Annotated in this window: 18 protein-coding genes; all 18 read left to right on the top strand. The window is 43.3% G+C overall.

Annotated features, from left to right (window positions below):
• Positions 1 to 2: 2 nt before the first annotated feature.
• Positions 3 to 695 (top strand): hypothetical protein, encoded by a 693-nt coding sequence (locus tag QVC79_RS04345; RefSeq protein WP_270593553.1) that lies wholly within the window; start codon positions 3 to 5, stop codon positions 693 to 695.
• Between the two features lie 4 nt (positions 696 to 699).
• Positions 700 to 1,125, top strand: coding sequence for a hypothetical protein (locus QVC79_RS04340; protein WP_270593555.1), 426 nt, complete (start codon positions 700 to 702; stop codon positions 1,123 to 1,125).
• A 14-nt stretch (positions 1,126 to 1,139) separates the two neighbouring features.
• On the top strand, positions 1,140 to 2,414 hold the full coding sequence (locus QVC79_RS04335; protein WP_270593556.1) for a thioredoxin family protein: 1,275 nt from the start codon (positions 1,140 to 1,142) through the stop codon (positions 2,412 to 2,414).
• A gap of 92 nt (positions 2,415 to 2,506) precedes the next feature.
• The gene (locus tag QVC79_RS04330) at positions 2,507 to 3,733 is read left to right on the top strand and encodes an IPT/TIG domain-containing protein (RefSeq protein ID WP_270593558.1); all 1,227 of its coding nucleotides are present in this window, start codon (positions 2,507 to 2,509) and stop codon (positions 3,731 to 3,733) included.
• Positions 3,734 to 3,853: 120 nt separating this feature from the next.
• On the top strand, positions 3,854 to 4,429 hold the full coding sequence (locus tag QVC79_RS04325; RefSeq protein WP_270593559.1) for a flavin reductase family protein: 576 nt from the start codon (positions 3,854 to 3,856) through the stop codon (positions 4,427 to 4,429).
• Between the two features lie 20 nt (positions 4,430 to 4,449).
• Positions 4,450 to 5,142, top strand: a complete 693-nt coding sequence (locus QVC79_RS04320; protein ID WP_158572030.1) for an SIMPL domain-containing protein — start codon at positions 4,450 to 4,452, stop codon at positions 5,140 to 5,142.
• A 129-nt stretch (positions 5,143 to 5,271) separates the two neighbouring features.
• A complete protein-coding gene (locus QVC79_RS04315; RefSeq protein WP_270593561.1) occupies positions 5,272 to 5,868 on the top strand; it encodes a uracil-DNA glycosylase family protein in 597 nt (198 codons plus the stop codon).
• Positions 5,869 to 5,872: 4 nt separating this feature from the next.
• Positions 5,873 to 6,655 (top strand): cysteine hydrolase family protein, encoded by a 783-nt coding sequence (locus QVC79_RS04310; RefSeq protein WP_087419856.1) that lies wholly within the window; start codon positions 5,873 to 5,875, stop codon positions 6,653 to 6,655.
• 11 nt (positions 6,656 to 6,666) lie between these two features.
• Entirely contained in the window at positions 6,667 to 7,827 is a 1,161-nt protein-coding gene (pncB, locus tag QVC79_RS04305) for a nicotinate phosphoribosyltransferase (RefSeq protein ID WP_270593563.1), read from the top strand.
• Positions 7,827 to 8,189, top strand: a complete 363-nt coding sequence (locus QVC79_RS04300; RefSeq protein WP_162613711.1) for an arsenate reductase family protein — start codon at positions 7,827 to 7,829, stop codon at positions 8,187 to 8,189. Before pncB ends, QVC79_RS04300 begins: the two co-directional genes overlap by 1 nt.
• 13 nt (positions 8,190 to 8,202) lie before the next feature.
• Complete coding sequence (locus QVC79_RS04295; RefSeq protein WP_087419859.1) at positions 8,203 to 8,865, top strand: HD domain-containing protein; 663 nt, start codon at positions 8,203 to 8,205, stop codon at positions 8,863 to 8,865.
• Positions 8,866 to 8,984: 119 nt separating this feature from the next.
• Positions 8,985 to 9,518: an RNA polymerase sigma factor gene (locus tag QVC79_RS04290; RefSeq protein ID WP_087420604.1), complete on the top strand. Its 534-nt coding sequence runs from the start codon at positions 8,985 to 8,987 to the stop codon at positions 9,516 to 9,518.
• Positions 9,519 to 9,585: 67 nt separating this feature from the next.
• Positions 9,586 to 10,776: a FecR family protein gene (locus QVC79_RS04285; RefSeq protein WP_270593565.1), complete on the top strand. Its 1,191-nt coding sequence runs from the start codon at positions 9,586 to 9,588 to the stop codon at positions 10,774 to 10,776.
• A 195-nt stretch (positions 10,777 to 10,971) separates the two neighbouring features.
• Positions 10,972 to 14,628: a SusC/RagA family TonB-linked outer membrane protein gene (locus QVC79_RS04280; RefSeq protein ID WP_270593566.1), complete on the top strand. Its 3,657-nt coding sequence runs from the start codon at positions 10,972 to 10,974 to the stop codon at positions 14,626 to 14,628.
• Positions 14,629 to 14,661: 33 nt separating this feature from the next.
• On the top strand, positions 14,662 to 16,032 hold the full coding sequence (locus QVC79_RS04275) for a RagB/SusD family nutrient uptake outer membrane protein (RefSeq protein WP_270593567.1): 1,371 nt from the start codon (positions 14,662 to 14,664) through the stop codon (positions 16,030 to 16,032).
• A 26-nt stretch (positions 16,033 to 16,058) separates the two neighbouring features.
• Positions 16,059 to 16,259: a hypothetical protein gene (locus QVC79_RS04270; RefSeq protein ID WP_270593568.1), complete on the top strand. Its 201-nt coding sequence runs from the start codon at positions 16,059 to 16,061 to the stop codon at positions 16,257 to 16,259.
• Positions 16,260 to 16,288: 29 nt separating this feature from the next.
• A complete protein-coding gene (locus tag QVC79_RS04265) occupies positions 16,289 to 17,563 on the top strand; it encodes a hypothetical protein (RefSeq protein ID WP_270593569.1) in 1,275 nt (424 codons plus the stop codon).
• Positions 17,564 to 17,735: 172 nt separating this feature from the next.
• Entirely contained in the window at positions 17,736 to 20,372 is a 2,637-nt protein-coding gene (locus QVC79_RS04260) for a zinc-dependent metalloprotease (protein WP_270593571.1), read from the top strand.
• Positions 20,373 to 20,488: the final 116 nt, after the last annotated feature.

Genomic DNA, 20,488 nt, shown 5'->3' with positions numbered 1-20,488 from the left:
TTATGAGAAAGATGTTGTTTATACTGGTCGTGGCAGGTGTGTTTATGGCTTGCGGTACAAAATACGACTATATCGATACGGGTGTTTGCGAGGAGGAGTTTCAGGGTAATATGTACGAATATTTACAAAGTAATCATTATGATTGGGATTCTATCGTGAAGATTATTGATCGTGCGGGGTTACGGGAGATGTTCGAAAAGGAGGATTTCACTTTTCTAGGCCCCACGAATATCACTATTCGCAAATGGTTTGTCTGGGATAAGATTGGTGGAGTGGGAAACACGGATAAAGAATACGTGGTTCATGGTTACAAAAGTATTCAACGAGTGCCGGTCGAGATATGCCGGAAAATCGTGTTGAGTCACGTGATAGAAGAGATCGTTTCCCGCGATGATATTGCGAGAGTTACTTATAATGAGGAAGGAAAGATAGACGGCGGGGGTGATGTTTTTACCACTCGTTGGGGTAACCGGGTGTGGTTGTGGACGATACAGGAACCCTACATGCATATTCCCGAGATGGGACCGGTTATCGTGAATATGGCATCGGTTGATAACGATGGGCAGAAGATCAAGGAAATTGGTACGGCAACAATTGGAGTGAGGCCGATGAACGGGATGGTACATTCGTTACCGTACAGTTATAATTTGGGAGAGATGTACAGGGATAAATATTGGGCAATAGTTAATCATTAATAGTATGGGAGAGATGAAAAAGTATTTTGTTTTGATCGGGTTGATATTGGTTTGGTGGGGATGTCACAACCCCACGCCGGGGTATTTGGAGACGGGTAATGCGCAGTACGTTCCTGACACGATGATTATTCGCAAGGAATTGGACCCGCTGAAAGATGCTTACCGGAAGATGAACAATGCCCCATGGGTGTCCCCGAAATGTCAAGGGGTTGATGGCACGGCTCCCCTTCTGTTCGAGATCGTGGACGTGACGTCCGTGGACGGTGACGCTGCCATGTTTAAGAGTTTTCTGAAAATCCGGGGAGGCGGAAGAATGGAATTTCCTTTAAAAGTAAGTGTGCCTGTGGGGCATTACTTGGTTTCGGTGAGGGTATCGAACGAAGGATATTCCGAGGTAATCCCGGACGTGTTCACTTTTATCGTGGAATAGTAAAATAAATGGCTATGAGAAAGATTATGTTATTAATGATTATATGCGTTTTTACTATCGGGACAAGAGGTGAGGGGATTCGTTTTTTCAAAGGTTCTTTTCAGGATGCTTTGAAACAGGCGAGGGCCGAGAACAAGAAAGTGTTTGTCGATTTTTATACCACTTGGTGCGGACCTTGTCAGCTGATGTCCAAGAATATATTCCCGGATGATGAGGTTGGGGAATATTTTAACAAGTATTTTGTTAATTACCAGATTAATGCCGAGGATAAGGCTTTCTTGCCGGAGGTGAAACGATACGGAGTTGCTGCATACCCGAATATGTTGATTTTGGATACGGAAGGCAATGTGCTGGGGCGGCAATTGGGGGCTACTGACAAGAACGGTTTTCTTCGTTTTGCCAAGTTGGCGTTGAAAGAAGTGTTGCCCGTGGACCAGCTTTACGAGAAATTAAAGAAGGATAAAAAAAATCAATTGCTGATGCAGGAGATCCTGTTGGAAGGTCCGGAATATATCGCTCGCTTGTCCGGTCAAGATCATGATAAATGGGAGTATCGGATCGAGAAGTTGTATGCCGATTACCGGAAACAAATGCGGTTGGAAGATTGTATCACGGCGAATGATTTGAAGATTTTCTCTATGTATTATACGGGGATGGAGAAGAAAGATGAGGTGTTTGAATTTGTGTTGTCACATTTTGATGATTATGCACGGGTAATTGATCAAAACGAGGTTTCCAATTTTCTGTTTATGTTGAGTTATTCACGGATGGAGGAGTTGGCGAAAAAAGGAGATACAAGTTACGAGATGGAGTTGGAACGTGTGCGGGGGGATTTGAAGGTGGTGTACGATTCTGTGATGAATTTTGGAGAGATGGACGTGTATTCCGGTTTAAAGTTGCTGTTGGATGCGGAGTATTATTTGTACAACAAGAAAGATGTCGAAAAGTACTGTTTGTACATGGAGAAATATTTTGCGGGTTTGGGTGAGGGTATTCGTTCCCAAGATTATATCGGGGCGTTGGAGTCGCTGTACGAGGTACTGGGGGAAAAGATCACGCCGGAAGTGGCTCGTCAGGGAATCAGTTGGTTGAACGAAGCTCTGAAAAGCAAGTTGCAGCCGGAAACGCAGATGCGTTGTTTGTTAATGTTAGGCGATTGTTACAAGGCTTCGGGGAGCAAGGATGATGCGAAGAAATGCTATGACCAAGCTTACGTGATTTCCCTGCAATTTAATAATCCCGGTTTGTCAGCGGCAGTGCAGGAGTATGTCAGGAAGTTAGAAGAATAATTATAGAAAGAGGTTTATTCAGACCCTACCTCTTTGTCAATATTAACACTAACAGAACCTTTTGGGGTACAAGGTGAAAAAAATGAAAGACTATGAAAAGATTAATGTTATTATTTTGTTTGTTGGCGAGTTTTATTGCTTGTTCCGATGATAAGGATAATCCGGAGGAACCCGAGATGCCGATTACGGATTTACAACTGCCAACGGTAAATCCTGTTGCCGGAGATAATGTGACTATCGCGGGTAAGGGGTTCGCTCAGGATTGTAAGATACAGGTGAAACCGGAAGGGGCTGCCGAGGCTATTGATGCCACGATCGTGGAAGTTACTGATGCCGGGATAACTTTTAAGGTATCGGCGGATGTGGCCGGTAAATGTAAAGTTATTTTGTTGCAAGGTGGGAAATCATACGAGTTGGGAGATATAACTTTTGCTGAAGTTCCTGACGTCGAGGCAACTTTGTACGGTGTGTTTGCCGACGAGACAACGACTTCGGTATGTCCGATTGATGTTACTGCACAAAGGAGAGGGAAGGCTGTGTTTACTTTGGATAGTGACATTGATGGTATCGTTGCGGATAATCATGGCGTGGTGTACTACAAAGCTATAACGTTTGTGGATAATAAGAGTACCTATGAATTACGTTATTATGATGTAAAAGCGGGTAAAGGTGGAAAGATTGCTTGGGCAGATGCGGGACGTTGTTTCTCTATTGCCACGGATGGGGAAAAGTTATACGCTTTGACTTATGACACGGAAAGTTATGATATTAACTTGTATTCTGTTGGACGTGATGGAAATGCAGAACTTGTGAATACTTACTCCGATCAATTCGAATTAGAGTATATACGGCTTTATTCAACTGGAGGCACGTTCTTGTATGGAGAAGAATATATGTTTGTCGGTTTACGAATAGATATGGGATCGGATGTATATCACGTGTCTATTAACGGGGAGTTGGCTGATGATTACTATGATTATGTTGCGGCAGAGGGTATGATGAAATCTTATCATTTTGTTAAAACGGATGGGAAGCATTACGTGTTCAAGAATAATGAAGGTAAAGACGCTACCGCTCAAGCCACAGCTCATGAATTTGAAGAAGAATATGAATGGTATGGCGATGATTACAATAATCCGGTTGTTGCAACCATAGATAATTATTTCACCGATCAGGTGTACGATCCGACAACAGGTTTGATTTACGGTATGTTTGGAGAGGACGGTGATGGAATTTTGCCGTTTGACCCGAAAACGAATAAAGTGCTTGATCCTTGGATGGGAAGCGGTTGTGTCGCTTTGGTATATATAAAGAAATAAGGTTCATCCATGCTACTTGTTTTGTGTATGAGTGAGTAGTGAACGGGCCGGGTTTGTGAGAACCCGGTCTTTTTTTAGCTGATCTTTTCCTTTATCTTTGCCTGCATAAAATAGATTGACATGAAACATAACTGGAAACCGGGAAATATGATTTATCCTTTACCTGCCGTGTTGGTGAGTTGTGGGAGTGAACCGAGTGAATATAACGTGTTGACGGTAGCATGGGTGGGAACGTTGTGTACGAATCCACCGATGTGTTATATTTCGGTGCGGCCGGAACGATATTCGTACCCGATTCTTCAGAAGAACGGGGAGTTCGTGATTAACTTGACCACGAAGGATATGGCGTATGCCACGGATTGGTGTGGGGTACGTTCCGGGAAGGATTATAACAAGTTTGAAGAGATGAAGTTGACACCGGGAAAGGCTGCGGTGGTGAAGGCCCCGATTATTGAGGAGTCGCCGGTGTCGATCGAGTGCCGGGTGAAGGAGATCATTCCTTTGGGGTCACATCACGTGTTCATTGCTGACGTGGTGAACGTGCAGGCGGACGATCGTTATCTGGATAAGGATAGCGGGAAGTTTGAGTTGGCGAATGCTGATCCTTTGGTATATCTGCATGGTGGATATTTTGAGTTGGGAGAAAAAATTGGTAAATTCGGGTGGTCTGTGGAGAAGAAAAGGAAAAAGAAATAATCATTTAAAATTACCGCATGATGAAAAAGACGGTTTTGTTGCTCGTGTTATTTTTAGGAACATTGGCTTTGGGGATGGCTCAAAGTAAAGAAAACGATTTTTTGGATCAGCCTTATATCGAGGTAACAGGGACAGCCATGATGGAAGTGGTTCCGGATGAAATTTACGTGAAAATCATATTGAGGGAAAAGGATCAGAGAGGGAAGACGGAGTTGGAGCAACAGGAGAAAAAGTTGTTCCAAACGTTGCAAAAAGTAGGGATTGATGTGAAGAAGGATTTAGCCGTGAGGAATATGGCTGGGAATCGCTATAAATTGAAAAGCGGGGCTATGAAGTTGAGAAAAGAGTACGTTTTGTTGTTGCATGATGTTAATACGCTGGATCGTGTTTTCGCGGGATTGGAACAGATGGGTGGCGTGGAGGCCGAAGTGGAACGGGTGGATCATTCGCAGATTGAAAAATTACGTCGGGAGGTTAAGGAGGATGCGATAAAGGTGGCAAAGGAAAAAGCGATGGGCTTAGCCGCGGCGATCGGTCAGAGTATAAAAGAGGCTATTTATATCAGGGAAGAGCATTGGGGAGGGATGGCTGCCCAATATATGTCGAACGTGGCTCTTGATGCCGGTCGGGGAAGTGCCGATGCCGGAGTGGATTTTGAGAAGATCAAGTTACAGGGGACTGTTTTGGTACGGTTTAAGTTGTGGTATAAATAATTTGAATCGGTGCTTATTTGTTTAGGTATATAAATTGTGAAATTCATAATCTCTTTTACCTTTGTAGGAAATAAAAAAGAGGAAAGGCATTTTTTAACAAAAATGTTGTAGAAAACGTAGAAGTTGGTAATGGAGATAAAGAATCAACATATAGAAGTAGAAAAGCATCCGTTAGAGCCGTTTTTGCCGGCAAATGCCAAGTTGTTGATGCTGGGAAGTTTTCCACCGCCAAGAGCGAGGTGGTCTATGGAGTTTTATTACCCGAATCTGCAAAATGATATGTGGAGGATATATGGGGTGTTGTTTTTCGGGGATAAAGATTATTTTTTAGAAAAGGGGAAGAAAGCGTTTAGCCGGGAACGGTTAGTCGCTTTTTTGGAAGAAACCGGGGTTGCCTTGTTTGACACGGCGATGGAGGTGATTCGTCAACGGGGAAATGCGTCCGATCAGTTTTTGGAGATTGTTACTCCCGTGGATTTGGATGCCGTGCTGAAACGAATTCCCGAATGTAAGGCGATTGTAACCACGGGACAGAAGGCAACAGATACTTTGCTGGCCTTGGTCGGGGCTGAGGCTCCTAAAGTGGGAGGTTTCAGTGATTTTGAATATAAAGGGAGGGCTTTACGGGTGTACCGGATGCCTTCGTCTTCACGGGCTTACCCGAAGCCTTTAGAGGATAAAGCGGCAGAATATCGGGTGATGTTTCATGATTTAGGAATGTTGTAAGAAGATGAAGACAGTATTGTTGGTAGTGGATATGCAAAATGATTTTTGTTTGCCTTCGGGTTCGCTTTACGTGCCGGGGGCAGAGAAAGACGTGGAGAGGTTAAGTCGGTTGATCAAGGAGAAAATGACTGTTATTGATAAGATTATTCTCACGGCAGATGAACATCATGTGATGGACATCGCTCATCCGTTCTATTGGAAGAACAAGCGGGGAGAGCATCCGGCTCCTTTTACAACTATTTCATGGTGGGAGGTATTGTCGGGAGAGTGGATTCCTTTCGGGGATAGAGAAGAGGTAATTGATTATTTGCGTCGATTGATTGAAAACGAGGAATATAAGCATATGATTTGGCCGGAACATTGTCTGTACGGGAGTGAAGGGGCAGCCATAACCCCCGTGTTGATGGAGGCCGTGACGTGCTGGGCCAGAGAAGGAAAGTATTACGAGGTGGTGGAGAAGGGCTTGAATCCTTCAACCGAGTTTTTCGGTGCTTTTCGGGCAAATATTCCTTTGGATTATGCTGCTGATACAAAGTTTAATATGAAACTGAAGGACGAGCTAGAGTCGTATGACGTGATCTGGTTGGCCGGAGAGGCAAAAAGTCACTGTGTGGCAAACACGTTGAGGCAGTTGTTTGATTATCCTGAGGTAGTTCAGCGACTGGTGATACTGGAAGATTGTATGGGTAATATTTCGGGATGCGAGGATTTAGCTATTCCAATTTACGAGAAGGCCGCCCGGATGGGGGCTCGTTTTGAGACGTCGGAATCTTTATTGTTTTCATAAAAGGGGGGAATATGATCATCCATGATTTTTTGGATAATGATTTGTATAAGTTCACGGTAATGAATGCCATACAAAAGAAGTTTCCGGATTCGGAAGTGGTTTATCGTTTCGTGAACAGGGGAAATACGAGTTTCCCTCCCGGTTTTGCTGATGCTTTGAAAAAAGAGGTGGAGGCTATGGCGGGAGTGGTACTTTCAAAGGAAAACGAGAAGTTTATGCGAGCAAAATGTTATTATTTTGATTCGGTGTTTTTCGACCTTTTGAAAGGTTTTCGTTTTAATCCTGCCGAGGTGAAGGTGAGTCAGGAGGGTGGAAAGCTAGACGTGGAAATTCGGGGCTTGTGGTACCGGACCGTGTTGTGGGAAGTTCCTTTAATGGCGATGATCTCCGAATTGTATTTTCGGATGACGGGACAGGTTGCCCGTGATTTGGAACGGAATGCAACGGAGAAAGCAAGAGCCTTCGCGGATATAAAAGCGGAAATTTCCGAATTCGGTACCCGGAGAAGATACTCCTTTGACGTGCAGGATCGAGTGATCGGCATATTGAAAGAGAATATGAAGGGCTTGTTGAACGGGACAAGTAATGTTTATTTTGCCATGAAATACGACTTGATTCCGATGGGTACTCACCCGCACGAATGGTTTATGTATCACGGGGCGCATTTCGGTTATCGGTCGGCAAATGCCTTGGCGTTGGAAAATTGGGTGGATGTTTATGACGGTTATTTGGGTATTGCCTTGACTGACACGTATACTTCCGATGATTTCTTTAATAGTTTTGACACGAAGTATGCCAAGTTGTTTGATGGTTTACGTTGGGATAGTGGTGATCCTTTTGAATTCACGGAGAAAGCATTGGAGCATTACCGGAAACATCGGGTGGACCCGAAAAGTAAGACGATCGTGTACAGTGATGCATTGGATCTGGAGGGAGTGAAAAAGATCAAGGCTTTCGTGAACGGACGTCTGCATGACGTGTATGGAATCGGAACGTATCTCACGAATGATGTGGGGGTTACACCATTAAATATGGTAATCAAGTTATTTGAATGTCGTCCGAAAGGGAGCGAGGTGTTTTTGCCTGCCGTGAAATTGTCGGATGTAGAGGGAAAACATACGGGTTACCCGGACGAGGTTGATTTATGTTTGAGAATGTTAAGATTAAAATGATGAAAGGATATTTATTTTTGGAGTACCCGGCGTGTGGTACTTGCCGGAAGGCGAAAAAGTGGTTGGACGAGCAAAAAGTGGATTATACGGATCGGCATATCGTGGAAGAACGCCCGACACGGGAGGAGTTGAAAATATGGTTCGAGAGAAGTGGTTTACCGTTGCGGAAGTTCTTTAACACGAGCGGGTTGTTGTATAAATCCATGCAGTTGAGAGAAAAGCTGGACGGGATGAGCGAGGAGGAACAATTGGAGTTATTGGCGTCTGACGGGAAGTTGGTGAAACGTCCTTTGGTCATCGGGGAGGATTTCGTGTTGGTGGGATTCAAGCCGGAAGAGTGGGAAAAGGTATTGTTAAAATAATAGGTAGTTTTTTATGTTAGTTACATACGAGGATATACGGAATGACGAGAGTATAAAGTGTTATATTACGGAGGCGGACAAGGCCTTGTCCGCTTTAGGATATACAGAACATTCATTCCCCCACGTGGTGAAAGCGGCGACGATGGCGGAGATGATTTTATTAACTTTGAATTACCCGAAGCGGACGGCCGAACTGGCCAAGATTGCCGGGTATATGCACGATATTGGCAATATCGTGAACCGGATTGACCATGCACAGAGTGGTGCGGTAATGGCATTCCGATTGCTGGACCGGATGGGGATGGACCCGGCGGAGATTGCAATGGTCATCAGTGCTATCGGTAATCATGACGAGAGTACGGCTGCTGCCGTGAATCCAATAGCTGCCGCCTTGATTTTGGCTGATAAAACGGATGTGCGGAGAAGTCGGGTGCGTAATCAAGATTTTGCGAGTTTTGATATTCATGACCGGGTGAATTATGCCGTGGAAGAATCCAAGATTTATTTTAATGAAGATCATTCGGCTATTATTTTGGATTTGAAGATTGATACTTCTATTTCGGCCGTGATGGATTATTTCGAAATCTTTTTGGGGCGGATGATGTTAAGTCGGAAGGCTGCCGAGTTTTTGAATATCAGTTTTGAACTGGTGATTAATGGTCAAAGGTTGTTGTAAATAAACCTTGTGATATTTTTCAAAACTTTTTGCGAGCGAAGTAACGGAATAAGCAATTGTGGTCGTGTGGAATATTATTATAAAATGTTTATATTTGCGAAAGAACAATGCTTTTCATTATGGCTATCGTATCGCATAAAGAGTTTAAGGCTTTCTTCGAGACTTTTTTTATTCCCGTTTACACGTTGATGCAACGCTACACGGGCGAGCGTGAATTGTCGAGAGATTTCACGCAGGAGGCATTCGTGAGAGTGTTCGAGCATCGGGGAGAGTTCGAGACGGAAGAGAATGCCAAAGCTTTCTTGTACACCGTAGCCCGTCGTATCTATCTGGATCATTGTAAGCATCAAAAGATAGAAAATCAGTACCAGAATCGGGTAAACGAGGAAGATCCCGAAGAATATGATTTTTTGAAGGAGGTTACTCAACAGGAGGTGTCCCGAATATTGTACGATGCTGTTGATAAGCTACCTTCACAGACACGTTCGATTATTTTATTGAACTTGAAAGGATTTAACAACACGGAAGTGGCAGAACGGTTAGGTGTTTCCGTGAATACAATTAAATCATTGAAAAAGAGTGCTTACGTGACGTTAAGAACCTTGCTGTCAAAGGATCTTTTGATGATTTTGTTCGTTTTAGTCGATAAATAATTTATTTTTACACTCACCCACTTTTTTTTCTCAATCGTCTTCTTAATAAACGCTAAATTTAAATCGTATGAATTTGCTAAGAAGACGTTTTAAAATTGCTCATTTGATTGCGGAAGAGTTTGCCGGGGTGATTACGAAAGAGAATCAAGCCCGGTTGGAGCAATGGCGTGTAGAAAACCCTGCCCATACGAAAGAATATGATGAGATCCGGATATATATCATGACGGAAAACGAGCGTAGGGAGAAAGAAAAACAAACAGTAAAGAATGAGTGGCGGAAATTTGAGCGTATTCATTTCAGAAAGTATGTTATTTGGAGAAGAATAGGCCGGTATGCGGCTATTATGGTGATGCCTTTATTGGTGTGCGGGTATTTCGTGTCTTCCGAGTGGAAATCCTCGGAAGTCACGATTGCTGACAACGTGGAAATTGTTCCGGGGACAGGAAGAGCCCAGTTAATTATGGCTGACGGAAGATTCTTGAAATTGGAACAAAAAGAAGATATGAAATTGGATTTACCCGGGGTAAAAGTAGTTGCGACGGGAAAGAAAATTGTTTACCGGGCAATAGAAGAAGAAACGAGTACCCCGAAGGTGGAGGAGTACAACACGTTGGTTGTACCTCGCGGGGGAGAGTATATGCTGGAATTGTCGGATGGGACGAAGGTGTGGTTGAATTCCGATTCCGAGTTGCGCTTTCCTGTTACGTTTGTCGGGGATAGGCGAAACGTGGAGATTGAAGGGGAGGCTTATTTTGAAGTAGCAAAGGATGAGGGGAAACCTTTTCACGTGTTGGCGAATGGGGCGGATATAAAAGTGTTGGGAACAAGTTTTAACGTGATGACTTACCGGGGACGTACGATTACGACTCTTGTCGAGGGTGAAGTTTGCTTGACGTATAAGGATGAATCAGTACTTATAGTACCGGATCGACAGGCCGAGGTGATCACGGAGACCGGAAAGATTTTGATGAGAGAGGTGGATGCAAGGAATTTCACGTTATGGAAAGATGGTGTGTTTTATTTCGAAAATGCGGCTTTGGAGACGATTGCCGAGCGTTTGTCACAATGGTATGATGTTAATATAATTTTTAATGATGAGGCATTGAAACAGTTGAGATATTCGGTTGAAATGAAACGCTATAATAATATTCAGGATTTACTAACTAAAATTGAAAAGACACAAAAAGTAAAGTTTCTAATTCAAGGAAAAAGTATTTATATCCGTAAATGGATGGAAGCCTACGATTTGCTAGAGTGAACTTTGGAAAGAAAATCCCTATAATAGGGGATTTAGAGAACAGATTTCAAAGGTTACTTTTGTCAAAATTTACTAGCATAATCGAATTCGAAAAATTGTAATGTAACTTTAAAATGATGCAAGCAGGTAATGTAGCCCCATTACCTGCCTACTAAGCTCATCATTAAATGAAATGTGAAACCTAAAAGCAAAAGTATGAAAAAAAATGACAACCCCAACAGCTTGAGGAGATTTAAGCTGTGGAGAAAATTGTTAATCGTGAAGTTGCTATGCGTGTGCTTGTTCTTGCAAAACACTGCTTTATCGGCGAGTGTTTACTCGCAAGAGTTAAAATTAACGTTGAAGGGGAATGATATTAGTCTGACCAATATCTTTTCCCAGATTCGGGAAAGTAGTGATTACACGTTTGTATATAATCTGGATGACATTCAAAATGTACGGGTGAAGTCTCTGGATGTGAAAGATGCATCTATCCGGGAGGTTTTGGACAAGTGCCTGAAAGGAACAGGATTTTCTTACGAGATCGAGGATCACGTGGTGATTATACGTCCGGATCGTCCGGCCAAGCAAGAGGTGAAAAAGGTGACCTTGAAGGGGATCGTGATGGATAAGGATTCGGTGCCGATAGCGGGAGTAACTGTCCTGTTAAAAGGTACTTATGTGGGAGTTACGACAGATATTGCAGGAAAATTTCAAATGGCTATTCCGGAACAGAATGAGGTGTTTTTGTTGTTTTCGTTTGTGGGGATGGAAACACAGGAAGTCAAGGTAATAGATTTCAAGAAACTGATTCGGGTCGTAATGAAGGAGAAAGTTGGGCAATTGGAGGAGGTGGTAATTACGGGATACGGGCAGACGACAACTCGTAGTTCGACGGGTTCTACAGCTAGTTTGGGACAAGAGGTTTTTGCAAATAAAGCGACGCCGACAGTGGATATGTTATTACAGGGACAGGTTGCCGGGGTGAGTGTAATGGCAATTTCCGGTCGACCGGGAGAGGCTGCCAAGGTCAGAATACGAGGAACGAATACAATCAGTGGGGATGCGGAACCTTTATGGGTGGTAGATGGGGTCCCTTTACAACAGAATGTGCCAAATATCTCGACGGGGCAGATTAAATCGGGTAATCTGAACGAGATTTTTGTTACAGGAATAGCCGGAATTAATCCGAATGACATTGAGAACGTGACGATATTAAAAGATGCTTCAGCTGCTGCAATTTACGGATCAAGAGCTGCGGGAGGTGTGATTGTGATTACGACAAAGAAAGGAAAAGCGGGAAAGATGAGGGTCAACTATTCGACCACTCTTTCTATTGGACTAAAACCGCAACGAGATCCGGGGTTAATGAATTCTTCCGAGAAAATGGCTTGGGAACAGGAATTATGGGATGAATTTTCTTCGGAATCTTTCGTGTATAATCAAGCGCAAACGGATCCACGGAAGAAAATACATAGTCCGGTGGTTGGTATTGTAGGAATGCTCCGGTCGGAGAAACTTGGTAAAGACGATAAACTTTGGCACGAGGATGATTTTGTGCCAATGAGCAAGGAAGAACAGGATGCTTATATTGCAAATTTGGCAAAACATTCGACGGATTGGTTTGACGTGTTGTTTCGTAATTCCTTCTCGATGAATCATCATCTTTCTTTTTCCGGGGGATCGAATCAATATACCTATTATGTTTCTTTGGGGGTTACGGATGATCGAGGATTAGTAAAAGAAACAGATTATCAACGTTATAACCTGAATGCAAAGGTTGATTTGAATCCATCTGATCGTTTGAATCTCGGTTTTGGTATCGATTTATCAAAACAAAAATCAGATAGCTATTCTATGACGGTAAGTCCTTTTGAATATGCCTATTTTGCAAATCCTTACGAAACATTATATAACCCGGACGGGAGTTATCGGTCAGATCGGACTTATTTCAATCTGGCAGGTATTAATGATGGTAATTTGAGTGATGGGGTACAGCCTCCTAGCGGGTTTAATATTATGCGGGAGATGAAGGAAACATCGAGTTCGGCTGATAATACAAGTGCTTCCGTGCGGATGAATCTTGGTTATGATATCATAGAAAAACTGAGAATTTCAGGATTGGTATCATACACGTATTATAACAATAAGGTGGATGATGTAAAAGGACGGGATACTTATGCCGCTTTTTTAGATAGACTTTATTTTGATGAGAATAATAGCGAGTGGATTCCTTATGGTTCTATCACACAGACCTCATCAGATGGTTCGAGCTACAATGTTCGGGGACAATTGGAATATCGGGATGTGTTCGGGGATGCTCATCAGGTAACTTTGTTGGGAGGGGCCGAGTTGAGGGGGGATAAGAGTGACCGAACTTATGCAAAACGTTTCGGGTATGATGACGTGACGGGTAATTCGGCTATGCCGGTGCATCCGAATCCTCAAGTGGAAGATGTGAAACGTTATGCTGATTTGATAGACCAACTTTCCGGAGAAGTGAGTTCTGAAAGCCGTTTTGCTTCATTCTATGCTTCTTTGGATTACAGTTATCTGGAGCGTTATTTGTTGAGTGTTACGTTCCGGACAGATGGTTCGAATAATTTTGGTAGTGACGAACAGTTTAATCCGACTTGGTCTTTAGGACTTGCATGGCATTTGGATGAGGAACGGTTTATGCATGGTTTGTATCCTATCGTGAGCCGTTTAACATTACGAGCTGCCATGGGATATACCGGGAATGTCGTGAAATCTGTCAATAAAGATCTGGTGTTGAATTACTCGACAACTTATTGGGATGGATTGAGGACCGGAAATATTAGTGCCGCTCCTAATCCTAAAGTGCGTTGGGAAAAGACAAAAGACATGAAGATTGCATTGGATTTCGGGTTATTCGACGAAAGAGTCAGTGGGTTGGTAGAGGCGTATTATCGGAAGAGTTCCGATGTTGTGTCAACAGTAGATGTTTTGTCTACAACCGGATTTTCCGGACAGGGATTTAATACTTCAGAGATAAAAAATAAAGGAATAGAAGGAACTTTGCGAGTGAAAGTGTTGAATGGTAAGGATTTTAAATTCACTCTAGCCGGAAACATAGCATGGAACCGTAATATTTTGTCGAAGTATAGCAAAAAGCGTGTAATAACGGACGGACGATATGAAGGTTTTCCATTGGAGTCTGTTTTTGCCGGACGTTACACGGGAATTGATGTGCGTGATGGTGTGTACACGTATGAGCTGAGACCGGATGCCCAGATTTATAAAGGGACGGATTTACAGGCCGTGGATAATTACCGGTATTATTTAGGAACTTCTGTTTCTCCGGTTACTGGTGGTTTTAACGTGGATTTTTCTTATAGGAATTTACGTTTGAATGTTGGTGGTGTTGTTTCTTCGGGGGCAAAATTGTTGAACATGGTGAATTCTCCGGCAAGCTACGAGATAATCACCTCTAACCGGACGGGAGAAACCCCTCAGACCGTGTATAGTGATCTGTACCGTAATCATTTGAATGTTTCGAAAGATATGGTGAATCGTTGGACAGAGGAAAAGGGAACCGGGGTGAAGTATCCGAGAATAATAGATTTTATGGGAGAGCGATTATTATTGGATCAATACAACGTGCATTCACAAGAAATCACGAAGGGGGCTTATCTGGAAAATGTTTCTTTTTTGAGAATAAAGAATATTTCGTTATTCTACGATCTACCGCAACATATCGTGAAATCTTTGGGATTGAATACGGTAGGGTTCTCTTTTACCATGAATAATTTCATCACGTTTACGAATTATTCCGGTATTGATCCGGAAACACCGGGTACGACTTACCCGATCACCCGCTCTATAACGTTAGGAATAAACGTGGGATTTTAAATGATTGAAATAGGATATTTAAATTTTAAGGATATGAGAAAGTCAAGTTTATATATTATCATCTCGCTCCTTTTCTGTAATCTTTCTTGTACGGAATATCTGGACGTGAAAAATAAGGGAGAGGTTATTCCGGAAACGGCAGAGGAGTTTTCAGCCTTACTACATAGGCATTTATACAGTATTGACGGGGCTGGAGAGTATGCTTTTTTCGGAGCTCCTTCGACGGCTGCTTCTTACGAGGCTTATACCGATAACTGGGATGCGGATTTGACAACCAAGTTGGATTTGCCGATTTACGTGGGGAGTGATATTAGTAGTTTGTCGTTCCGTTTTAAATCGTTGTATGAGGTTATTCGCGATTGTAATATCGTGATCGGGGAGTTGAAAGAGCGTGATACAGAGTTCGGTAAAAAATTATTGGCAACGGCTCACACGATTCGTGCCGTGTGCTACTACACTTTGATGCGCAATTATTGTGAACCGTATGACAAGAGTAATGCAACTAAGATGTTAGGGGTACCTATCGTGAAAGAGTTTGATATGGAAGGGAAGCCTGAACGTTCGGATTTGAAGGAAACAGCTGATTTTATTGTTGAAGATTTGGAGCAAGCAATTAGTCTGAACCAGACTGACGAGCATTATCGTTTTTACGTGGATGTTTCTAAAGCGTATTTGGCGAGAGTATATTTCTGGATGCAAGAGTGGGCATTGGCTGCAAGTATGGCTAAAGAAGTGTTGGACAAGTATCCGTTAATTAGCGGGGAAGCCTATAAGGAGATGATTCAAAGTGAGGTGAAACAGTTAGGAAACGTGTTGATACGTTCCGGAATATCCAAATCAGAAGGATACGTGTACACCGATATGCAGAAGACGAAAGGGCGTCCATTATCTTTGGAGTTTGTGAATTTGTTTGTAGAGAAGGAACGGGACATACGTTATACCTTTTCTTTTAACACGGAATTTGTGAACACCAAAATGTTAAAGACCTCCTTGCGAACGGCGGAAATGTGTCTGATCATGGCTGAGAGTTACGTTCATTCCGGAGATACGGAGAATGGTTTGAAGTATTTAAATCATCTGCGAGAGAACCGGATTACCGGATATACTCCATACACGGAATCAAATTTACCGGCTGTCGATCCCGCCGCGTTAGTCCAAGTGGATGCAGAAGGGAAACCTCTGACACCTTTGATGGCTGCAATATTGAATGAACGACGGAAGGAGCTTTATTTGGAAGGTGATCGTTGGTACGAGTTGAAACGGAACGGGCGACCGGAAAGATGGTGTGGGCATAGCGGGGTGAAATATGTTACGGCTAAATTCCTGTACACGTTCCCTATACCGAAGGAAGATATAGCATTGAACTCCGGGTTAATACAGAATCCGGGATATGAAACTTATTAATGTGTTGTATTTAAATCAGAATGAAAATGAGAACATTAAAATATACATTAGGATTGGGATTATTCGTGTTATTATTTGCAAGCTGTGATGATGTTGACGATACTCCCCCTCGATTGGTGGATATGAAGACCGAATTTGTACTGCCGGCACCTAGTCGTTTGACAAATGCTGAACGGGATATTATTCAGGCTAAAAGAGATGCTTACCAAGAAGCGATTGGAAATTAAGGAGTTTGAACGAATAAAAAGATATAGTTATGCGAAAGATTTTATTTGTTTTCTCGTTATTGATAGGGCTAAGTCTTATGGCGGCTTGCTCGGATGATGATAATAGTGATCCGAAGTTGAGTTTCGGACGCTCTATTTATATACTAAAAGCGGCAGAACCACTGGCCGTGGAATTAATGGTTTCGGAACCGGTGACGGAAGAAGTGAGAGTTCCTTTCACGATCGACGGTACTGCCGTGTTGGATGAGGATTACACGATTTCTGCCAACGAGTTTATTCTCCATCCCGGTGATGTGATTGATACGATTTGGGTGACTCCGAAGGAAAACGTGATCGGACAACGGGAGATTCGTTTGAGTTTACAGGAAGTTCCAAATTATCGTTTATGGAATAATCGTTGGGCGATTATCCCGGTGGAAACGAAAGATATTTTTACTTGTTCTTTTTCACAAACCACGATGGATTTGAAAAGTGAAATTGTTGTTTCGATGGGGTTAACCGTGAAAGGGGTTGATTATATGTATAAACGGGATGAAGTTCGGGTGCCTTTTGAAATAGACCCGGCATCTACGGCGGTAGAAGGCGAACATTACGAGATTGTTGGTGGTGGTCGGGAATTGGTACTGGGTATCATGAAGGCAACGGCCGACGTGACGATTCGTTTCTTGAAGAAAGAGGCCGGCAAGGACAAGGTGATTATTCGTTTGGTTGAAGGTGGACTTTTTGAGGGAGGAACGAATGCTTCCGTTACGGTTAATGTGAATGGACCGACTTTGTATGAGGACTTTGTAGGAACGTGGATTTCCCCGACGTTTATCAGTGGAGACTTTATTAAGGGAATGGTATGGGGACATCCTACAGACTGTGATAATCTTCCGGTAAATAATCTGTCTACGGATAAAATTGTTTTTGCGGCGGGTGCTACAAACACGTTAAATGTGGATGGTGTACAGGGAGACTTGGCTAGATACCTTCGGAATTGTGAGGTCGTGTATGTCGGAGAGGCTCCGGAACAACTATGGGATCAAGATGCCTATGGAGTTAAACGGGACGTGGTTACTTTGGAATTGAGTAAAGCAAATGTGAATTATTCGGTGACGAGTATAACAGAAAGAAAAGCGATTGTACTTGTACGCTTGTTGAGTAAAGGTAATGTGCTTGAATTCCGGGTAATTGATTATGAGCCGACAGATTTCTTGACAGGGACATACTATGATGAAACTCATCCAAGTTATGGAGAACCTAAAGAGTATCCTATGAGGGAGTTATATCCACTGGTATTCCGTTTCACGAAAGTTGAATAATGAGTTTATAAGGTTCATAAAGTTTGTAAGGTTTATAAAGTTTATGAACTCTCTACGGGAAGTTTTGTTCATGGCTGCTCTGGCTACCGAAGGCCGCCTATCACTTTATGAACCTTATAAACCTTACAAACTTTAGAACCTCTTTTAATGTCTTAATATAAAATTGAAAAGTATGAAAAAATGGATGCTAGTATTGTTCGTGGCACTTTTCGTGCTACCTTGTTCGCTGGATGCCGAGGCAGCCGGGCGGAAGAAGAAAGGTAAAAATGCCGTCACGGCTAAGGTGGCGGAGAAGGAGAGTGCTTATGACAAATTATTTCAGAAAAAGTCGTGCGAGACGGTGAAGAGTAATTTCATCACCTTGCATAAGGTGGATGGGAAATTATATTTCGAGATTCCGGTGAAATATCTGGGACGGGAAATGTTGTTTGCGTCCACGTTGACCTCGACTTCCAGTAATGATTTCTGTGACGTGGGTTACAAGCAAAATGACCCGTTACACGTGCGTTTCACGAAGATTGACAGTACGATCTACCTGAATGAAGTAAATGCTTTCGTGACCTCGAATCCGAAAGAACCTTCCCTGCGAAAGGCTATTGACAAGAACTTTGCGGATGCCGTGTTGTACTCGTACAAGATTGCAGCTTACACGCCGGACAGTACGGCCGTGGTGATTGATGTGACACCGATATTCACGACGGATATGAAAGAATTTGCCTTTCTTCCGACGACGATTATGGGATTGATCCAGTTGAATTCTGTCTTTAACAAAGATGGGGTTGCTTTAGGAGAAGTCAAGGCGTTTGATGATAACTTGAGCGTGAAGTCCATGTTATCTTATAAAGTATCGTTGAAATTCATGTCGTTCTCGTTCTTGGATAATATGCCGTTGACGGCCACGGTGACCCGTTCTCTATTGTTACTGCCGGAAGAGAAAATGCGTCCCCGGATTTCCGATTCACGGGTAGGCATTTTTATCACGAGTAAACAACACGTCTCCACGGAGAAGGATGGGATTCAAGATTACACGCTGGCCAACCGTTGGCGTATGGAGCCTAAAGATATGGCGGCTTTTCAGCGGGGGGAACTTGTGGAACCCGTGAAACCGATCGTGTTTTATATTGATGATGCTTTTCCGGAATTGTGGAAACAACCGATAAAGGAGGGTACGCTACGGTGGAATGAGGCTTTCGAGAAGATTGGGTTTAAGAATGCCGTGCAGGTACGTGATTTTCCGAAGGATGATCCTGAATTTGATCCGGATAACCTGAAATATTCCTGTATTCGTTATTTACCTTCTTCGACGGCAAATGCGATGGGACCGTCGTGGGTGGATCCAACGACCGGAGAAATTGTTAATGCCTCTGTTTTGGTCTATAACGACGTGATTCGTTTGATTAATAACTGGCGTTTCGTGCAGACGGCACAAATTGACCCGTCCGTGCGGGCAAAGAAGATGCCGGATGACATCGTGAAAGAATCCATCGCTTACGTGGTGGCTCACGAGGTGGGGCATTGCCTCGGTTTCATGCACAATATGTCGGCCTCTGCCGCTTACCCGGTGGATTCATTACGTTCCGCATCTTTCACCAACACGTATGGGACAACTCCTTGTATCATGGACTACGCCCGTTTTAATTACGTGGCTCAACCCGGAGACAAGGGCGTACGTTTGACCCCGCCGGATTTGGGTATATATGATTGTTTCCTAGTGAAATGGAACTATCAGCCCTTACCACAGGTGAATGATGAATGGGAAGAGCAAGCAATTCTTGAAAGTTGGGTGGACGAGAAAGCCGGAGACCCTCGCTATCGGTATGGAAGGCAACAGATTTATTCCCGTTATGATCCGAGTGCTATTGAAGAGGACTTGGGAGATGATCCGATGAAAGCCGGGGAGTACGGGATAAAGAATTTGAAATATATCTTGTCTAATCTCGGAGAATGGGTAAATGACGATGCGGATTTCACGCACCGGGAAGAGCTTTACAAACAGTTGGCAAATCAATACTATCGTTATATCATGAACGTGATGTATAACGTGGGTGGTATCTACCTGACGGAAGTGAAAGACGGTACGAAGGGACAGCGTCATGAGCCGGTTTCAAAGGAAAAACAACAGGCTTCTTTGGCGTGGATACTGAAAGAGTTCAAGTCTTCGGATTGGCTGAGCAAGACGGATTTGAAAAAGAATTTCGCCATGGGAGTGGACATGACTCCGGTACTGCAAAAAAGAATACTGGACCAGTTGGAACGTTTGACCGGAAATATTATTTTGTCGTCTCATCTCGCATCTAATCCGTACACGATTCAGGAATTCCTGACAGACTTGTATAATGGTGCGTTTGAAAACACGGTGAAAGGACGGGCTTTGACGGATGCCGACAAGATGCTGCAACAATTTATCGTGGATGTTTCCGCCAGTTCGTTGAAAGAGGCCGGAGGGGGAGCGTTGCGGATGTTGACGGATGCGGCTTATATGCCTTCCGTGGAAGAGATTGCGGCCTACGGTTTGGATGAAACCGGATTGATTAACAAGTATCTTGATCAGTTCCGACAAGTGGAGCAAGAACGTGGTCCCGGCTACGTGGCACAACAGATGGCATTAAATGAATTTGGTTATGGATACGGTTTCGTGCGGAAAGTGAATACCGGAGAGATTGATAATTCTAAAGTGTACTTGCAGGATATGGCTTTGAAGGCTCAACGGCTTTTGAATTCCAAGATTGCGGGGGCGACAGGTGACACGAAGATTCACTACCAATCGTTGTTGATGAAGTTGAATAAGTCTTTGAAGGATAGTAAATGATGAACGGGACTGTCCGATAAGTCAATTCTTAAATAACTACCCCTTCTAACTCCCCCTTGCACAGGGGGAGTTGGTGGGGGTAGTCAGTAAATCCCAAACAGGACTTTGAGGTTAAC

It is taken from the genome of Butyricimonas sp. (assembly GCF_019423355.1).
In the GTDB taxonomy this organism is placed as follows: Bacteria; Bacteroidota; Bacteroidia; order Bacteroidales; family Marinifilaceae; genus Butyricimonas; species Butyricimonas faecihominis.
This window is presented reverse-complemented; position numbering and strand designations above follow the sequence as displayed.

Excerpts from the sequence above, each read along its gene's own strand:
- QVC79_RS04285 (WP_270593565.1), top strand. The coding sequence starts at position 9,586 with ATGAATTTGCTAAGAAGACGTTTTAAAATTGCTCATTTGATTGCGGAA.
- QVC79_RS04340 (WP_270593555.1), top strand. The coding sequence starts at position 700 with ATGGGAGAGATGAAAAAGTATTTTGTTTTGATCGGGTTGATATTGGTT.
- QVC79_RS04330 (WP_270593558.1), top strand. The coding sequence starts at position 2,507 with ATGAAAAGATTAATGTTATTATTTTGTTTGTTGGCGAGTTTTATTGCT.
- QVC79_RS04335 (WP_270593556.1), top strand. The coding sequence starts at position 1,140 with ATGAGAAAGATTATGTTATTAATGATTATATGCGTTTTTACTATCGGG.
- QVC79_RS04310 (WP_087419856.1), top strand. The coding sequence starts at position 5,873 with ATGAAGACAGTATTGTTGGTAGTGGATATGCAAAATGATTTTTGTTTG.
- QVC79_RS04325 (WP_270593559.1), top strand. The coding sequence starts at position 3,854 with ATGAAACATAACTGGAAACCGGGAAATATGATTTATCCTTTACCTGCC.
- QVC79_RS04275 (WP_270593567.1), top strand. The coding sequence starts at position 14,662 with ATGAGAAAGTCAAGTTTATATATTATCATCTCGCTCCTTTTCTGTAAT.
- QVC79_RS04260 (WP_270593571.1), top strand. The coding sequence starts at position 17,736 with ATGAAAAAATGGATGCTAGTATTGTTCGTGGCACTTTTCGTGCTACCT.
- QVC79_RS04280 (WP_270593566.1), top strand. The coding sequence starts at position 10,972 with ATGAAAAAAAATGACAACCCCAACAGCTTGAGGAGATTTAAGCTGTGG.
- QVC79_RS04270 (WP_270593568.1), top strand. The coding sequence starts at position 16,059 with ATGAGAACATTAAAATATACATTAGGATTGGGATTATTCGTGTTATTA.
- QVC79_RS04290 (WP_087420604.1), top strand. The coding sequence starts at position 8,985 with ATGGCTATCGTATCGCATAAAGAGTTTAAGGCTTTCTTCGAGACTTTT.
- QVC79_RS04320 (WP_158572030.1), top strand. The coding sequence starts at position 4,450 with ATGAAAAAGACGGTTTTGTTGCTCGTGTTATTTTTAGGAACATTGGCT.
- QVC79_RS04295 (WP_087419859.1), top strand. The coding sequence starts at position 8,203 with ATGTTAGTTACATACGAGGATATACGGAATGACGAGAGTATAAAGTGT.
- QVC79_RS04315 (WP_270593561.1), top strand. The coding sequence starts at position 5,272 with ATGGAGATAAAGAATCAACATATAGAAGTAGAAAAGCATCCGTTAGAG.
- QVC79_RS04265 (WP_270593569.1), top strand. The coding sequence starts at position 16,289 with ATGCGAAAGATTTTATTTGTTTTCTCGTTATTGATAGGGCTAAGTCTT.
- QVC79_RS04345 (WP_270593553.1), top strand. The coding sequence starts at position 3 with ATGAGAAAGATGTTGTTTATACTGGTCGTGGCAGGTGTGTTTATGGCT.
- QVC79_RS04300 (WP_162613711.1), top strand. The coding sequence starts at position 7,827 with ATGAAAGGATATTTATTTTTGGAGTACCCGGCGTGTGGTACTTGCCGG.
- pncB (WP_270593563.1), top strand. The coding sequence starts at position 6,667 with ATGATCATCCATGATTTTTTGGATAATGATTTGTATAAGTTCACGGTA.